The sequence below is a fragment of the Mycobacterium lehmannii genome, from assembly GCF_001499925.1.
GTDB classification, from domain to species: domain Bacteria; phylum Actinomycetota; class Actinomycetes; order Mycobacteriales; family Mycobacteriaceae; genus Mycobacterium; species Mycobacterium lehmannii.
In genome coordinates, this window is record NZ_LQIR01000023.1 from 365,036 (window position 1) to 380,832 (window position 15,797).

The window sequence follows — 15,797 nt, forward strand, 5'->3', positions numbered from 1 at the left end:
TTCGTTGGCTTCACATTTGTGATTGACTGCGGTCAGTTTGACGGAGGAGGCTCAATGGCGTTGGAGCAGTTCAATCTCGACGGGCAGGTGGCGATCGTCACCGGAGCCGGCAAGGGTGTCGGACAGGGCATCGCGAGAGTCCTCGCCGAAGCGGGCGCCACCGTCGTCGGCACGGCTCGCACCGAATCCGACATCGCCGCGACGATCAAAGGCATCGAGGATTCCGGCGGTAAAGGACTCGCCCTGGTGGCCGACGCGATCAGCCGTCCAGACGGCGAACGTGTGGTGAACACGGCGATGAATGAGTTCGGGCGCATCGACATCCTCATCAACAATGTGGGTGGTTCGACATTCGGCTCGTTTCTCGACATCACCGACGAGGACTTCCGGCACACCTTCGACTGGTGTGTCACGTCAGCGTTCATCATGAGTCAACTCGCCGCCCGTCACATGATCGAGGCCGGACATGGCAACATTGTCAACATCTCCTCGGGATCAGCACGTTTCGGCATCCGCGCGCTTACCGCGTACTGCGTCGCGAAGGGTGGGCTCGAAGCGCTCACCCGGGCGATGGCCCAGGAGTTGGCGCCGAAGATCCGCGTCAACGCCATCGCACTCGGCTCATTCGCAACCGAGGGACTGCAAAGCGGCCTCGATATGATGCCAGGGGCACTGGACACGATGCTCTCGCTCACTCCGCTGCATCGGCTCGGCGACGTCGAGGATCTCGGTCGGCTCTGCGTCTACCTATCGACCAAGGACTGCTATGCGACCAACGCCATCTTCCACGTCGACGGCGGAATAGACTCGAACAATCTGCCGCTGCCCATCCCCGACTACTGACCGAGAACGGATACCAGATGCGCAGAGTAGTCCAGTTTTCCACCGGCAACGTCGGACAGCACTCGTTGCCCGCGCTCATCGGCCGGCCCGACATCGAACTCGTCGGTGTGCACGCCGCCAGCCCCGACAAGATCGGCAAGGACGCGGCCGAGCTATGCGGCCTGACCGAACCGACCGGGGTGATCGCGACCGACGATATCGACGCGCTCATCGCGCTGAAGCCCGATTGCGTGGTCTACACCGCGCTGGGCGAGCCGCGCCCGATGGAGGCCATCGCCGAGATGTCGAAGTTCCTGGCCGCGGGCATCAACGTCGTCGGGACGTCGATGGTGTGGTTGGTGACACCGAATCAGGCCGACGACTGGCTGCGCAAGCCATTGGAAGAGGCCTGCGCGGCGGGCGATTCGTCGCTCTACGTCAACGGCATCGACCCCGGCTATTCCGGTGATACCGCGCCACTGGCCGCGTTGAGCCTGGTGACCCGCGCGGAATCGGTCACCGTGGCCGAGGTCTTCGACTACGCGAACTACGACGACTACGAGTACACCGGCACCGCAATGGGTTTCGGTGCATTTCCAGGCGACGAGTTACCGATGGCGTTTCAGCCCGGCGTCATCACGTCGATCTTCGGCGGGCTGGTGCGCAACCTCGCCCGCCACCTCGGTGTCGAACTCGACGAGGTCCGCGACCGCTACGAGCCGTGGTACACCGACAAGCAGATCACCTGCAAGCTGATGACCGTCGAACCCGGGGGGTTGGCCGGGATCCGGTTCGCCGCAGAAGGTGTGCGCGGCGGAGCTCCCGTGATTACCGTGGAGCACACCACCCGCCTCACCCCCGCAGCCGCTCCGGACTGGGAGTATCCGCCCGACGGCCACTCCGGAGTACACAAGGTGATCGTGGAGGGGGAGCCTCGCGTCGAGGTGAACACACTGCTGTCGCACCCGACGTTGGACGTCACTGAAGCCGGTTGCGTCTCCACCGCGGCACGGGCGGTGAACGTGATCGACTGGGTCTGTCGTGCGCCGCAGGGCATCATCGCCGTGGAGGACATTCCGCCGCCCGAGATGGTTCGCGGACTGATGTGGTGAACAGCCTGGTACCGCCCACTGTGCGCCAGGCGCGGTGGCTGATCCTCGGCGGGATATTTGCCCTCGTGCTCGGTGTGCTGCGCGGATACGCGTTCTTCGCGCACGGTGGCCTGACATTTCTGATGCTGAGCGTACTTTTCGTTGGCATCGGGGCGGCGTCGATAATCGCCTCGGTGCTGAGGCTGCGGCTGGGCGACCCGCCGCGTGACGGCGACGCACGCCGCTGACCGAACGTCAGCGGCGTGCGTGAACGCCTGGTCTCACGCCTTGGCGAGTTGTTTCTGCTCGTAGAGCCGCGCCCACTCCTTGCGCGGCCGGATCGACACGTCGACGTCGGTTGCCTTGGCGCGCAACGCACCCGCGGTCGCCTGCTCCTTCGGTGTGAGCTTGAACGGATCCCAGCTGAAGAACCGGCAGGAGTTCTCCCACGTGATCTTGTTGATGTCGGAATCCGACGCGCCGGCCGCATTCAGTTCGGCAAGTACCTGCTCGGGCGCGTCGGGCCAGAAGCAGTCCGAGTGCGGATAGTCGCACTCCCAGGCGATGATGTCGATGCCGATCTCGTGACGCAGCTTCAGTGACGTCTTGTCGGTGACATAGCAGGCCAGCGAGTGCTCGCGGAACACGTCGGAGGGCAGCTTGTCCCCGAAGTCGCGTCGCAACCACTTCTGGTTCGTGTAGTGGCGGTCGCTGCGGTCCAAGTAGAACGGGATCCAGCCGATACCGCCTTCGGAGAAGGCGAATTTCAGGTCCGGGTAGTTGCGCATCGCCGGCCCCCAGAGCAGGTCCTGCGCGCACATCGCCGACACCTGGGTGGCCAGGATGATGAGGTTGTCGATCGGGGCGTTGGGCGCCATGCTGATCGCACCGAAGCCGGTCCCGATGTGCAGGCACATCACCACGTTCTCTTCGGAGAGGGTGCGGAACACCGGGCCCCAGTACTCCTCGTCGTGATAGCTCGGAAGGCCCTCGAGGTGCGGCAGTTCCGGCATCGTCACCGCACGGCAGCCCTTGGCCGCGACACGACGAATCTCGTCGCACATGGCTTGCGGGTTCCACGTCGGCATGATCGCGATCGGGATGAACCGGTCCGGATACGAACCCGCCCACTCGTCGATGTGCCAGTCGTTGTAGGCCGAAACCATCACCAGCGTGGTGTCTTCGCGGTGCATGTTCAGATGCCGGGCCGAGAAGCCGGTGAATGTCGGGAAGCACATCGACGCGAGGATGCCGTTGCGGTTCATGTCGCGCACGCGCTCGTGCACGTCGTACACGCCGGGACGCATCTCGGCGAAGCCCGCGGGGTCGCGTCCCCACTCCTCGGCCGGCCAGGACACCACGGCGTTCAGCCCGCTGACGCCCTGTGGGCGGCCCTGATACATCCACTGGTCGACACCCTTGTCGTCGGTCACCACGATCGGCGCCTCGTCCTTGTACTTGGCCGGAACATGCCGAAGGAACATGTCGGGCGGTTCCACAACGTGGTCGTCGATGCTCACCAGGATCAAGTCGTCAACGTTCATACCCCAGTAGTACCGTCTAGCCCTGTGACCGTCTCTGCGCTATCGGACAGAGGGTTTGCCCGACCGGCCAACCTGGCAGCCGGCGCGAACCGACGCGTCATCGACCTACGGCGCGGTGGTCGGGCGTTGGGCGGCAGCTACTTGTACGAGGGCGATGCGCTGATCACCGGTTGGCACTCACACGATGTGCACCAGATCGAGTATGCGCTCGGTGGAGTCGTCGAGGTGGAGACCGACTCGGCGCACTACCTGCTACCGCCCCAGCAGGCCGCGTGGATTCCCGTCGGTCTGGACCATCAGGCGACCATGAATCCCGACGTCCGGACCGTCGCGGTGATGTTCGATCCACAGTTGATCGCGCACGCGGGCGACCGGGCGCGCATCCTCGCGGTGTCCCCGCTCATCCGCGAGATGATGATCTACGCGCTGCGCTGGCCGATCGACCGGCGGCCGGGGTCCGCGGAGGACGAGGAGGTCTCCGAGGCGTTCTTCCGCACCCTGGCCAACCTGGTGGCCGAGGCGCTCGACCACGAGGCGCCGTTGAGCCTGCCCACGTCCGAGCATCCGATCGTCGCCGCCGCCATGGCCTACACCAAGGAGCATCTCGACGGAGTGACCGCCGAAGAGGTGGGCAGGGCGGTTTCGGTGTCGGAACGCACGCTGCGGCGGCTGTTCCAGAATTCGGTCGGATTACCTTGGCGCACATACCTTTTACACGCTCGCATGCTGAAAGCGATGGCGTTGCTGGCCGCACCGGGTCAGTCGGTGCAGGAGACGTCGTCGGCGGTCGGCTTCGACAGCCTCAGCTCCTTCACCCGGGCGTTCGCCCAGTTCTGCGGGGAGACGCCGACGAGCTATCGAAAGCGGGTCGGCGGCACCTCACTGTAAGGAGGGAGCGTCACGACTCGTCGCGCATCTGGCCACCGCGAAGCAGCGCGTTCACCGCGCTGCTCCATCGCTCAAGTTGTGCGGGGGTGTCGAACGGTTCGGGGAGGTGACGCTCGATGTGTTCGCGCAGGATCCAGGCACCCAGCGCCAACACCAGCGGGTTCAGTGCGCCCCATGTCCGGTCGAGGTCGGGTCGGGTCAGCCCGGCGTTCCGGCGCGCCTCCCACCGCTCGGCGCCGAGGTCGGCCAACGAGTCGAAGACCTGCGTGCCGAGCGAGCTGCCGTCGGTCAGCGCGCGTACGACATATGCGACCACGTCGGGTTCGTCGGCGACCAGGGACGTCACCCGGTCGCCGACGTCGGTGATCGAGTCGACTGCCGCTTCGGGCATGCGCTGCACGAGGGCGGTGTTCATCACGCCGAGCACGTGATCGTCGACGGCCTTGATCAGGTTGGCCTTGGTCTCGAAGTGGTGCTGTACCAACCCGAGCGATACGCCGGCTTCGGCCGCTACCGCGCGCAGCGACGTCGCCGACGTGCCCCGGGCCGCGAAGCATTGCAGAGCCGCATCGCGGATCCGTTCGACACTCGAACGCTGATAGTCGCCGGAGCTGCGGTGCTCCGTCGGCGCCGCCGTCATCGATACCCGCAGGTCTGAAAGCTCACCCCCACACAGTAGCCAATACGCCTGTATCGTAGGAAACCGATACACGTGTATTGTCGCCCGCGTGGCGCATAACCGTCCCGACCGAAAGGAAACGCAGATGCCCGTCGATGAGCGGCCGAACGGCCGGACGGCGCGCCCCGTTCCGGTCAACGCAACCCAGGACACGGCACTCGGCGCATGCATTCAGGACCCCGACCGGTGGGCCCTCGGAGCCGATGAGGGCGCCAAGGAACTGTGCCGGACCTGTCCTCGCCGGTGGCTCTGCGCCCAGGAGGCGTGCCAGACGCCCGGAGCCGTCGGGGTGTGGGCCGGCATCTACATTCCCGACACCGGCCGAGCACGCCAGTTCGCACTGCGGCAACTGCAGTCGCTGGCCGAGCGCAACGGGTTCACCGTCCGGAAGGCGGGCTGAGCCGCATCTTCGAAGCCGCGGGTTTCACCGGCGTTGCCAGCGGGCAACCTCTGCGCAACCGATTCCGCGAGCCACCAGGAGACCTCGATGCGCGAGCGCGCTCTCGCCCCCGCCGACGACCCGACCGCCGAGGCGATCGCCACCACAGGCCTCTTCCTCATCTTCATCGCGATCATCGCGGTGGCCGTGAGCCTGTCGAGTTGGGGCGCCTCCGACGCACCGCTGGCCGCCGCCGCCGGACTGGTCGCCGCAATCAGCTTCACCGCCAGCTTGGTCTGCTTCGGCAAGCAGAGCGCAGACGACTGACGCGCGCCGTTACAAGCCTGCGATGATTGCCACTTATGGCCCGCTGGTTTCCGCTGCTGTCCGCCGACGCTGACTCTGGCTTCGGCGCCCCACGTCTTCCGCTACGAGAAGCGCTATGCCGCCACCCCGGAGCAGGTGTGGGAGTCGCTGACTTCGGACGAGTCGCTGGCGGCGTGGGGACCGGCAGTCAAGAACGTCACGTGGACCTCACCGCGGCCGTTCGGAGTCGGGACCACCCGCGACGTGACCGCCCTCGGCGGCGCCGTCCTGCGTGAGCGCTTCTTCGGTTGGAACGAGGGCCATCAGAAGTCCTTCTACGTCTATGAGTCGACGATGCCGCTGTTCAAACGCTTCGCCGAGGATTACATCGTCGACGCCGACGCCGGTCAGACACGGTTCACGTGGGTGGTCGCCATTGAACCGAAGAACGCGATGAGCCTGCCGGTCAAAGTGTTGGCGCCGCTACTCAAGGCAGGCTTCGGGCGGATCCCCAGCGGCGGGCAGCGCTACTTCGCTAGCAAGTGAGTTTGTGCGGGCGGTGGGACTCGAACCCACACGTTCTTTCGAACACCGGCACCTAAAGCCGGCGCGTCAGCCGATTGCGCCACGCCCGCGACGCGTATCGATGCTACCTGCCGCCGGTCGGCCCGCCGCGATGAGTTCGTCGGGCCGAAGGACGTCGCGGTACCGTTGGAAGGTGTCCACTACGCAACGTAGGAGGCCGGCGCTCATCGCTTTGGTGATCGTCGGCGCCGTCGGCTGCCTTGCGCTGGCCTGGTGGCAGTGGACCCGCTTCGAGTCGGCCTCGGGCAGCTTCCAGAATCTCGGCTACGCGATGCAGTGGCCGCTGTTCGCCGGCTTCGTGGTGTACGCCTACTACAAGTTCGTGCGCTACGAGGAAGCACCACCCGAGCCGGTCAGAAGCGACATCACCGAGATCCCCGAGGACCTGCTTCCGCAAAAGCCCTCAGCCGCAACCCGATTCGACGATGACGTCGACGACCCCGCACTGCGCGAGTACAACGCCTACCTGGCCGAACTCGCCGAGAAGGACAAGGAACACCCGGCCACATGACCGAACCGCCGATCACCTCCGCCGACAACGTCCGCAAGGCACTTCTGGGCTACCGGGTGCTGGCCTGGACGACGGGCATCTGGCTCATCGCGCTCTGCTACGAGATGGTGATGAAGTACGTCTACCACGTCGAGGGTCTGAACTGGATCGCGGTCGTCCACGGCTGGGTGTATTTCGTGTACCTGCTCTTCACCGCCAACCTCGCGGTCAAGGTGCGCTGGCCGATCGGAAAGACCATCGGCGTACTGCTCGCAGGCACCATTCCGCTCGTCGGCATCATCGTCGAGCAGGTCCAGACCAGGGAGATCAAGGACCGCTACGGCCTGTAGCCAGCACCAGATCGAGGTCTGACTCGTTCATTTCACCGGCCTTCGGGATGGCCAGCGCGGTGAGCGCGGCGACGACGGCCGCACCTGCCGCGATCAACAGCGCGACCCGCAAACCGGCCAGCGACGGCACCTCGTGCCCGGCCACCGTCGTCGTCATCACCGTGAGCACCGCACCGATCACCGCGCTGGAGACCGACGTGCCCAGCGAGCGCGCGAGCGCGTTGATTCCGTTGGCAGCGGCGGTTTCCGAGACCGGGACGGCCGCGTTGATCAACGCGGGCAACGACGAGAACGCGAAACCGACGCCGATGCTGACCATCATGTTGAACACGCACAGCTGCCACGCGCTGTTCATCAGGACCAGACCCGACAAATAGCCGGCGGCTACCACCGTCGACCCGACGAACAGGGTGAACCGCGGACCGCGCACATCGGCGATCCGCGCCGCCACCGGAGACGTCAGCATCATCGCCAACCCGCCGGGCGCCATCCACAGACCCGTCTGCAACAGCGACTGGCCGAGGCCGTAACCCGAGCCCGCCGGTAGCTCGAGAATCTGCGGCGCGATCAACGACATCGCGAACAGCGAGAAGCCCACCGCGATCGAGGCCAGATTCGTCGTCAGCACCGGCCGTTTCAGCGTCGTGCGCAGATCGACGATGGGGGCGACGGTCCGGAACTGCCATAGCGCGAACAACCCGAAGACCACCACCGAAGACGCGAACATCGTCACGGTGATCGCGCTGGTCCAGCCCCAGCTTCCGCCCTTGGAGATGCCCAGCAGCAGCGTGATGAGCCCGCCCGCCAGACCGATCGCGCCCAGCGCGTCGAAGCGGTCGGCCGACACCGAGGGCAGCCGCGGTACCAGTGCGGCGAACGACACCGCCGACAGCACCCCGAGTGCGGCGCCGAACCAGAACAACGCGTGCCAGTCGAAGCGATCGGCAATGATCGCCGACAGTGGAAGGCCAAGCGCCCCACCGACACCCAGCGATGCGCTCATCAGTCCCATCGCGGTGCCGACCCGATGAGCCGGCACCGATGCGCGCATCACGCTGATGCCCAGCGGGATGATCGGCATCCCGAAGCCCTGCAGCCCGCGGCCCACGATCACCGGGACCAGCGATGTCGTCGTCGCAGCGATCAACGATCCCACCGTGAGCAGTACGGCGCAGATGATCAGGATGGGCTTGGGCCCGTACATGTCGCCGAGCCTGCCGAACATCGGGGTGGCGACGGCTGCCGTCAGCAACGTCGCGGTGATCACCCACGACGCGTTCGATGCGCTGGTGCCCAGCAGCGTGGGCAGTTCCGGGATGAGCGGGATGACGAGCGTCTGCATCAGGGACACGCTGATGCCCGCCGCCGCGAGCACCGCCACGACGATCGCCGGGTGTCGCGTCCTGCCGACATCAGATTCGACGGAGGGGCGGCGCACCTCGGGGATGCTACCGCTTAGTTGAGCTATACAAAATTTGGGTGCCGAACGTGGGCTCGTGATCGAAAACTTCGACGAATATCGCGCACAAGCTCACGGTCGAGCAGCCAACTCGCGCAGCGCGGGCAGCAGTGCCGTCAGGGCACGGCCTCGGTGCGAGGCCGCGTCCTTCTCGGCGGCGTCGAGTTCGGCCGCGGTCCGCGTCGACCCGGCGGGCAGGAACACCGGGTCGTAGCCGAACCCGCCGTCCCCGCGCGGCGCGCGCACGATGCTGCCCGGCCACTCCCCGCGCACCACGACCTCGCCGGCCGAGTGCACCAGCGCGCAGGCCGATACGAACGCCGCGCTGCGCCGCTCGTCGGGTACGTCCGAAAGCTGCGCCAACAGCAGCGCCGTGTTCGCGGCGTCGTCCCCGTGCCGGCCCGCCCACCGCGCCGAGAGCACCCCGGGCATTGCGTTCAACGCCGCGACTTCCAACCCGGAATCATCGGCGATCGTCGCCAGGCCCGTCGCGCGGTGAGCATCGCGCGCTTTGGCCAACGCGTTCTCTTCGAACGTCGCACCGGTTTCTGGCGCCTCGTCGAAGGCGGGCACGTCGTCGAGCGAGAGCAGCGTCAGCCCCGACACCCCCGCCGCCGCCAGCACCCGGTGCAACTCGGCCAGCTTCTTCCGGTTGCGGCTGGCCACCAGCAGCTCGGTCAGCTTCCGAACGCCTTCTTGGGCGGGTCTTTCGGCTCGGGCAGCACCCCGGGATAGGGCAGCTCCAACGCCTCGCGCTGGATCTCGAAGATCTGCTCACACGCCGTCATCGCTGCGTCGAGCATCTTGTCCAGCGTCGAGCGCGGGAACGTCGCGCCCTCGCCGGTGCCCTGGATCTCGACGAGGGTGCCGGTGTCGGTGGCCACGACGTTCATATCGACCTCGGCGCGCGAGTCCTCGGTGTACGGCAGGTCGACGCGGATGCGCCCGTCGACAACGCCGACGCTGACCGCGGCGATCGCGCACGACAGCGGTCGCGGATCGGAGAGCTTGCCCGCCGCCGACAGATAGGTCACCGCGTCGGCAAGCGCGACGTAGGCCCCGGTGATCGCGGCCGTTCGCGTACCCCCGTCGGCCTGCAGCACGTCGCAGTCGATTGCGATCGTGTTCTCGCCCAGCGCGGCGAGGTCGATGCACGCCCGCAACGACCGGCCGACCAGCCTGCTGATCTCCTGGGTGCGGCCACCGACACGGCCCTTGACCGACTCGCGATCGGACCGATCGTGCGTTGCGGCGGGCAGCATCGCGTATTCGGCTGTCAGCCAGCCTTTTCCGGAGCCCTTGCGCCAGCGCGGCACACCCTCGGTGACGCTTGCCGTGCACATGACGCGCGTCTCGCCGAATTCCACCAGCACAGAACCGGCGGGATGGGTGGTGAAACCGCGGGTGATGCGGACCGGCCTCAGCTCGTCGTCAAGCCGGCCGTCTTCTCTTCGGGACACGAGCCAACCCTATCGGCTGACTCCGACCCCATCGCTTGAGACCATCAGGCCGTCGCGCGCACGATGTCGAACGTCTCGTTGCAGACGACCGCGTGCACCGGACCGTCGAACTCGGCCTTGGCCTCGCTGATGACGTCCTCGCGCGACGTCCACGGCGGAATGTGGGTCAGCAGCAACTCGCCGACGCCGGCCTCGGCGGCGGCACGGCCCGCTTCCGTGCCCGACAGATGCAGTCTCGGCGGCCGGTCGGGCGAGTGCGTCCAGGACGCCTCGCACAGAAAGACGTCGGCGCCGCGGGCGAGCTCGATGAGTTGCTCGCAGTAGCCGGTGTCGCCGCTGTAGACGAGCGTGGCACCGTCCTGGTTGGTGATGCGCATGCCGTACGACTCGGTCGGGTGGCAAACCAATTTCGGTGTCACGCTCAGCGAGCCGATGGTGACCGCTTCGTTGTCGACCCAGTGGCGGATCTCGAAGACATCGGAGAAATCGTCGATCTCCCCACCCTCGGGCGACGACGCCGCACCGAGCCGGGCCCAGGTGTTGGCCGGGCCGTACATGATTCCGCGTTCCTGCGCCGGCGACGGGTGGTAGCGCCGCCACACGAACAGGCCCGGCAGATCGAGGCAGTGGTCGGCATGCAGATGCGACAGCAGCACGTGAACGTCGTTGGGATCGGCGTGGCGTTGCAGCGCACCGAGCACGCCACCGCCGAAGTCGAGCACCAACGGCGGGGTGTCGGGTGCGGTGACGAGATATCCGGACGCCGGCGAATCTGGCCCGACAACACTGCCGGAGCAACCGAGTACGGTGATTCGCACAGTCACTAGCTTGCCATGCCCGGTCCATACTTGACGAAAACATGGCCGCTTTGAGCGACCGAAGTCATGTCTGCGCGCTGACGTGACGTTGAACAGGTCGAACGCCGTCGAGCGTCGGGCCGAGAAACCGTGCGGCAAGGGTGGTGAAGGCATCTGGGTCGCCGGTCGCCTCGAAGATCCGCTGCGGCGGCGCCGAGTCGTGCGGCCGCAGCAAATCGAGTTCGGTGAGCACCCTCAGCAAGTCCTTGGCGGTCTCCTCGGCGCTCGACACCAACGTGACGTTCTCGCCCATCGCCAACTGGATCAGTCCCGACAGCATCGGGTAGTGGGTGCAGCCCAGCACGAGCGTGTCGACCTGGGCGCGTTGAAGCGGTTCGAGGTATCCCTCGGCGAGCCCGAGCACTTGGCGTCCACTGGTCACACCCCGCTCGACGAAGTCGACGAACCGCGGGCAGGCCACACCGATCACCTCGGTGTCGCGGGCCGCCGCGAACGCGTCCTGGTATGCACCGGACGCGATCGTCGCCGCGGTGCCGATGACACCGATGCGACCGTTGCGGGTGGTGGCGACCGCGCGGCGCACCGCGGGCAGGATCACCTCGATCACGGGCACCGGCGCATAGCGTTCGCGGGCGTCGCGCAGGCAGGCCGACGACGCCGTGTTGCAGGCGATGACGAGAGCCTTGATCCCGCGCGAGACGAGATCGTCGCCGATCGCCAGGGCGTGTGCGCGGACCTGCGGGATGGACAGCGGCCCGTACGGCCCGTTGGCCGTGTCGCCGACGTAGACGATGTTCTCGGCGGGCAACTGGTCGATGATCGCGCGGGCGACGGTGAGCCCGCCGACGCCGGAGTCGAAGATGCCGACGGGCGCCTCGGCCGACACGGCCGGGTTCACGACGGCAGGTACGGGTTCGACGTCACGCTTTTGCGCTTCTCGCGAGCCTTGCGCTCCGGACCGGACAGCAGATACGCCGCGATGACGCCCGCGACCGCCCCACTCAGGTGGCCCTGCCACGACACCCCCGGCGTGCCGGGCAGTACACCGAGCAGAACGCTGCCGTAGACCAGCATCACGATGACGCCGACGATGATCTCCCAGGCCTTGCGGGTGAAGAACCCGAACACGATGAGGAATGCCAGCCAACCGAAGATCAGCCCCGAAGCGCCGATGTGGTTGGCCTCGCACCGCACCCCCACGTACGGGCAGTGCATGCCGACATTGCCGATCAGCCACGTGCCCAGCCCGCCGAGGATCCACACGATCGCGGTCGCGAAGATGAATCGCGACATCCCCGCCAGCGTCATCAGGAAGCCCAGCACCAGGGCCGGAACGGTGTTGGCGATGAGGTGGTCCCAGTTCGAGTGCAGCAGCGGGGCGAACAGGATGCCCACGAGCCCGTCGGACTCCAATGGCCGGATGCCGTTGTCGTCGAGGCGATGGTTCGACAACGAGTCGAACAGTTCGATGACCCACAGCAGCACGACGAAGCTGAAGACGGTGAGGGCGCCGATCATCCACGCGGGCCGCTTGCGCGGTTGCGACGGTGTGGTCCCCGGATATCCGGTCATGCCCATAGCTGCCCTTCGAGCGCGTCTTCGGCGTCATCAAGGCTACCGGCGTACGCACCGGTCGACAGATACTTCCAACCCGCGTCGGCGACGACGAACGCGATGTCGGCCTGCTCGCCGGCCTTGACCGCCTTGGCCGCCATGCCCAACGCCGCGTGCAGTACCGCGCCGGTGGAGATGCCCGCGAAGATCCCCTCCACCTGAACCAGATCGCGGGTGCGCCTGATCGCGTCGTAGGAGCCGACGGAGTACCGCGTGGTGAGCACCTCCGGGTCGTACAGCTCGGGGATGAACCCCTCGTCGATGTTGCGCAGTGCGTAGACACCCTCGCCGTAGCGCGGTTCGGCGGCGACGATCTTGACGTCGGGTTTGCGCTCGCGCAGGAACCGCCCGGTCCCCATCAGGGTGCCGGTGGTGCCGAGGCCCGCGACGAAATGAGTGATCTCCGGCAGGTCCGCGAGCAACTCGGGGCCGGTGCCCTCGTAGTGCGACAACGAATTGGCCGCGTTGCCGTACTGATAGAGCATCACCCACGAAGGATTTTGCAGCGCAAGCTCTTTCGCGTGGGCGACGGCCGTGTTCGAGCCGCCCTCGGCGGGCGAGTAGATGATCCGCGCACCGTACAACTCGAGCAGCTGGCGGCGTTCTATCGAAGTGTTCTCCGGCATCACGCAGATCATCTGGTAGCCCTTGAGCAGGGCCGCCATCGCCAGCGAGATGCCGGTGTTCCCACTCGTCGGCTCCAGGATCGTCGCACCGGGTTGCAGCAGGCCCTGCCGTTCGGCCTCCTCGATCATCCGCAGCGCCGGCCGATCCTTGATGGAGCCGGTGGGGTTGCGGTCCTCGAGCTTGGCCCACAGCCGCACATGGGGCGCCTCGTCCCAGCGCGGTGAGAGCCGGCGCAGGCCCACCAGCGGCGTACCACCCAGCGCTTCGAGCAGCGAGTCGTATCGCGCCATCAGCCGCCTGCGACCGCGGGCAGGATCGTCACCGAGTCGCCGTCGGCGACCGTGGTGTCGAGTCCGCCCGAGAATCGCACGTCCTCGTCGTTGACGTAGATGTTGACGAACCGATTGAGCTTGCCGGGATTGTCCTTGTCCATCAGGCGCTCGGAGATGCCGGAGTAGTTGGCCTCCAGGTCGCTGATCACGGCCGCGACGGTGTCGCCCGACGCGGTGACGCGCTTCTCCCCTCCGGTGTGGGTGCGCAGGATGGTCGGGATGGAAACGTTGACTGCCATCGGTGAAGCCTTTCTAGTACTGCTCGACGATCTTGACGGGTTCCTCGGTGACGACGCCGTCGACGATGCGGTAGCTCCGCAGTTCGTGCTCGTGGGGGTCGCGGGTCGACACCAGCACGTAGTGGGCGTCGGGTTCTTGGGCCAGTGCGATGTCGGTGCGGCTGGGATAGGCCTCGGTCCCGGTGTGCGAGTGGTAGATCACGACCGGGACCTCGTCGGCGTCGTCCATCTCCCGCCACACCCGCAGCTGCTCCATCGAATCGAACCGGTAGAACGTCGGCGAGCGCTCGGCGTTGGTCATCGCGATGAAGCGCTCCGGTCGGTCCGAGCCCTCGGGTCCCGCGATCACCCCGCAGGCCTCGTCGGGATGGTCAGCGCGGGCGTGGGCGACCATGGCGTCGACCAGATCCGCTCGGATCACCAACACAGCAGCTACCCCTTTCTCCACGAAACTGTATTCCAGCAGCGAAAAATCGAGTAAACGGCTGCTGGAATGCAATTTCGCGATTACTCGAACGCTCCAGGCAACAGGTCGCGATACGCCGGTATTCCGGCCACCGACTCGGCGGCCAGTACCCCGATCATCACCGCGCGGGCCAGACAGTCCGCCGCGGCGGCGCCGACCTGCGTGATCAGCGGCATCTCAGGGGTCATCGACGCCGGGGTCGTGGGATCCAGCGGCACCTCGACGGCACCGGTGGCCAGCGCGAACACCGTGTCCCCGTCGTGCGGCGTATGGCACGGCCGGATGGTGCGCGCCAAGCCGTCGTGTGCGGCGACGGCCACCCGCCGGCAGGCCGCGGGGCTCATCGCGGCGTCGGTGGCGACCACCGCGATCGTCGTGTTGAGCGGGCTGAACTCCTGGTGTCGGTCGGCGTAGGCGGCGATCTGGTCGGCGGGCGGCGAGACCAACCCGAACTCCTCGATCTGGTACGCCAGCCAGGGCAGGCCCGTCGTCGTGTCGAAGACCTCGCCCGCGGAGTTGACGATCACCAGCGCGCCGACAGTGACGCCGCAATCCAGTTGCATCGACGCCGTGCCCACACCGCCCTTGAGCACACCGGCGCGCGCTCCCGTGCCCGCCCCCACGGTGCCGGTCGCCACCTCGGTCCCCGCGCTTGCGGCCGCTTGATAGCCGAACTCCGCGGTCGGCCTGCACTGCCAACCGCCGACCGGGAGGTCGAACACCACCGCGGCGGGCACGATCGGGACCACGCCGCCGTCCAGTGCGACGCCGCGACCCTGCTCCTCGAGGTACTGCATCACGCCGTCGGCGGCCGCCAGCCCGTAGGCGCTGCCGCCGCTCAGAACCACGGCGTCGACGTGCCGGACGGAATTGATCGGGTCGAGCAGGTCGGTCTCTCGGGTGCCGGGCGCCCCTCCCCTGCCGTCGACGCCTCCCACGGTGCCCGGCGGCGTCAGCACCACGGTTGTGCCGCTGGCCCAACCCGAACCCAACGTCACGTCCGGATCGAGGCGGTGGTGTTGTCCCACCCGGATGCCGGCCACGTCGGTGATCGAGTTCATCTCGATTTCCCCATCAGTCCCAGCACCAGATACTCCTGCAGCACGGTCAGCCACTGGTAGACGTCGAGGTGCCCGGCCATCGGATGGTCGGGCGGCAGTTCGTCGGGCCCCTCCGGTGAGATCGCGAGCATGGTGCCCAGCGCCAAGCGCATGTCGTTGACGGCGGCGGCCCACGCGTGCGCGTCGTCCTCGCTCAGCTCGAACTTGCCGCCCTGCTCCGGCATGGTGTCCAAAAGTGTCTGCGCCGCTTCGCGTTTGGCATCGATGATGTCGGGCTCATGCAAGCCGCGCAGTGCACTGTTGAGGCTCTCGGCGGCACTGGAGCCGGCGGGGTGCTCGGTCTGCGGCCGGTAGAAGTCCGGCAGCAACCGTTTCATCGTGTCGTCTTCGGGTGGCGTCGAATTGCCGGTACGCATGCCGGTGATCGCTTCGAGTTCGTCTGCGGGCGCGGATGATTCGCGCTCCTCCAGCATGCCCACCACCGAGGTGGCCAGGCTTCGCAACAGGGCGGCCTCGTGCGGTGCGATGGCCGACCGGAAACGCGCTCCATCGGCAGTGTCCACCCGCTTCCACTTACGCACGTGTCT

The 15,797-nt window shown here is 66.9% G+C and carries 22 protein-coding genes and 1 tRNA gene; 9 read left to right on the forward strand and 14 right to left on the reverse strand.

What is annotated here, in order from left to right:
- Positions 1-54: 54 nt before the first annotated feature.
- Genes AU192_RS14670 through AU192_RS14680 form a run of 3 tightly spaced genes read left to right on the forward strand, consistent with a single transcriptional unit; the run spans position 55 to position 2,161 of the window.
- A complete protein-coding gene (locus AU192_RS14670) occupies positions 55-843 on the forward strand; it encodes an SDR family NAD(P)-dependent oxidoreductase (RefSeq protein WP_064397290.1) in 789 nt (262 codons plus the stop codon).
- Positions 844-860: 17 nt separating this feature from the next.
- The gene (locus tag AU192_RS14675) at positions 861-1,934 is read left to right on the forward strand and encodes an NAD(P)H-dependent amine dehydrogenase family protein (RefSeq protein ID WP_064397291.1); all 1,074 of its coding nucleotides are present in this window, start codon (positions 861-863) and stop codon (positions 1,932-1,934) included.
- On the forward strand, positions 1,931-2,161 hold the full coding sequence (locus AU192_RS14680; RefSeq protein WP_131805066.1) for a hypothetical protein: 231 nt from the start codon (positions 1,931-1,933) through the stop codon (positions 2,159-2,161). The genes AU192_RS14675 and AU192_RS14680 overlap by 4 nt, the downstream gene beginning before the upstream one ends.
- 33 nt (positions 2,162-2,194) lie before the next feature.
- On the opposite strand, the gene AU192_RS14685 is transcribed toward AU192_RS14680, so the two are convergent.
- Entirely contained in the window at positions 2,195-3,457 is a 1,263-nt protein-coding gene (locus tag AU192_RS14685; RefSeq protein WP_064397294.1) for an amidohydrolase family protein, read from the reverse strand.
- Between the two features lie 24 nt (positions 3,458-3,481).
- Here AU192_RS14685 and AU192_RS14690 point away from each other — a divergent pair, with 24 nt between their 5' ends.
- On the forward strand, positions 3,482-4,345 hold the full coding sequence (locus tag AU192_RS14690; RefSeq protein ID WP_064397296.1) for an AraC family transcriptional regulator: 864 nt from the start codon (positions 3,482-3,484) through the stop codon (positions 4,343-4,345).
- A 10-nt stretch (positions 4,346-4,355) separates the two neighbouring features.
- Here the strand turns inward: AU192_RS14690 and AU192_RS14695 are convergent, their stop codons facing one another.
- Positions 4,356-4,985: a TetR/AcrR family transcriptional regulator gene (locus tag AU192_RS14695; RefSeq protein ID WP_064397298.1), complete on the reverse strand. Its 630-nt coding sequence runs from the start codon at positions 4,983-4,985 to the stop codon at positions 4,356-4,358.
- Between the two features lie 124 nt (positions 4,986-5,109).
- Here AU192_RS14695 and AU192_RS14700 point away from each other — a divergent pair, with 124 nt between their 5' ends.
- The 3 genes from AU192_RS14700 to AU192_RS14710 all read left to right on the forward strand — a co-directional run bounded on the left by AU192_RS14700 (position 5,110) and on the right by AU192_RS14710 (position 6,255).
- A complete protein-coding gene (locus AU192_RS14700; protein WP_064397467.1) occupies positions 5,110-5,424 on the forward strand; it encodes a WhiB family transcriptional regulator in 315 nt (104 codons plus the stop codon).
- 87 nt (positions 5,425-5,511) lie between these two features.
- A complete protein-coding gene (locus AU192_RS14705) occupies positions 5,512-5,730 on the forward strand; it encodes a hypothetical protein (RefSeq protein ID WP_064397300.1) in 219 nt (72 codons plus the stop codon).
- 135 nt (positions 5,731-5,865) lie between these two features.
- Positions 5,866-6,255 carry an SRPBCC family protein gene (locus tag AU192_RS14710; RefSeq protein WP_242656950.1) on the forward strand — a complete coding sequence of 130 codons (390 nt, stop codon included), beginning with the start codon at positions 5,866-5,868 and terminating at the stop codon, positions 6,253-6,255.
- Positions 6,256-6,260: 5 nt separating this feature from the next.
- On the opposite strand, the gene AU192_RS14715 is transcribed toward AU192_RS14710, so the two are convergent.
- A tRNA-Leu gene (locus AU192_RS14715) sits at positions 6,261-6,344 on the reverse strand.
- Positions 6,345-6,427: 83 nt separating this feature from the next.
- Here AU192_RS14715 and AU192_RS14720 point away from each other — a divergent pair.
- Complete coding sequence (locus tag AU192_RS14720; protein ID WP_064397469.1) at positions 6,428-6,805, forward strand: hypothetical protein; 378 nt, start codon at positions 6,428-6,430, stop codon at positions 6,803-6,805.
- On the forward strand, positions 6,802-7,134 hold the full coding sequence (locus AU192_RS14725) for a DUF3817 domain-containing protein (RefSeq protein ID WP_064397303.1): 333 nt from the start codon (positions 6,802-6,804) through the stop codon (positions 7,132-7,134). Before AU192_RS14720 ends, AU192_RS14725 begins: the two co-directional genes overlap by 4 nt.
- Here the strand turns inward: AU192_RS14725 and AU192_RS14730 are convergent.
- From AU192_RS14730 to aosR, 11 genes are all read right to left on the reverse strand, one after another.
- Entirely contained in the window at positions 7,112-8,572 is a 1,461-nt protein-coding gene (locus AU192_RS14730) for an MFS transporter (protein ID WP_064397304.1), read from the reverse strand. The genes AU192_RS14725 and AU192_RS14730 overlap by 23 nt on opposite strands.
- Positions 8,573-8,665: 93 nt before the next feature.
- Positions 8,666-9,274 (reverse strand): RdgB/HAM1 family non-canonical purine NTP pyrophosphatase, encoded by a 609-nt coding sequence (rdgB, locus tag AU192_RS14735; protein WP_064397307.1) that lies wholly within the window; start codon positions 9,272-9,274, stop codon positions 8,666-8,668.
- Positions 9,271-10,053 carry a ribonuclease PH gene (rph, locus tag AU192_RS14740; protein ID WP_064397309.1) on the reverse strand — a complete coding sequence of 261 codons (783 nt, stop codon included), beginning with the start codon at positions 10,051-10,053 and terminating at the stop codon, positions 9,271-9,273. Before rph ends, rdgB begins: the two co-directional genes overlap by 4 nt.
- A gap of 44 nt (positions 10,054-10,097) precedes the next feature.
- Positions 10,098-10,877, reverse strand: a complete 780-nt coding sequence (locus tag AU192_RS14745) for a cyclic nucleotide-degrading phosphodiesterase (RefSeq protein ID WP_064397310.1) — start codon at positions 10,875-10,877, stop codon at positions 10,098-10,100.
- Positions 10,878-10,935: 58 nt separating this feature from the next.
- Positions 10,936-11,757: a glutamate racemase gene (gene murI, locus AU192_RS14750; RefSeq protein WP_064397471.1), complete on the reverse strand. Its 822-nt coding sequence runs from the start codon at positions 11,755-11,757 to the stop codon at positions 10,936-10,938.
- Positions 11,758-11,765: 8 nt separating this feature from the next.
- Entirely contained in the window at positions 11,766-12,449 is a 684-nt protein-coding gene (locus AU192_RS14755; RefSeq protein ID WP_064397312.1) for a rhomboid family intramembrane serine protease, read from the reverse strand.
- Entirely contained in the window at positions 12,440-13,402 is a 963-nt protein-coding gene (locus AU192_RS14760) for a cysteine synthase (RefSeq protein ID WP_064397314.1), read from the reverse strand. Before AU192_RS14760 ends, AU192_RS14755 begins: the two co-directional genes overlap by 10 nt.
- Complete coding sequence (locus AU192_RS14765; protein WP_064397316.1) at positions 13,402-13,683, reverse strand: MoaD/ThiS family protein; 282 nt, start codon at positions 13,681-13,683, stop codon at positions 13,402-13,404. The genes AU192_RS14760 and AU192_RS14765 overlap by 1 nt, the downstream gene beginning before the upstream one ends.
- A 13-nt stretch (positions 13,684-13,696) precedes the next feature.
- Positions 13,697-14,131 carry a M67 family metallopeptidase gene (locus tag AU192_RS14770; protein ID WP_423202688.1) on the reverse strand — a complete coding sequence of 145 codons (435 nt, stop codon included), beginning with the start codon at positions 14,129-14,131 and terminating at the stop codon, positions 13,697-13,699.
- A 59-nt stretch (positions 14,132-14,190) separates the two neighbouring features.
- Entirely contained in the window at positions 14,191-15,210 is a 1,020-nt protein-coding gene (locus AU192_RS14775; protein ID WP_064397320.1) for a P1 family peptidase, read from the reverse strand.
- Entirely contained in the window at positions 15,207-15,791 is a 585-nt protein-coding gene (aosR, locus tag AU192_RS14780) for an oxidative stress transcriptional regulator AosR (protein ID WP_064397323.1), read from the reverse strand. The genes AU192_RS14775 and aosR overlap by 4 nt, the downstream gene beginning before the upstream one ends.
- Positions 15,792-15,797 lie beyond the last annotated feature (6 nt).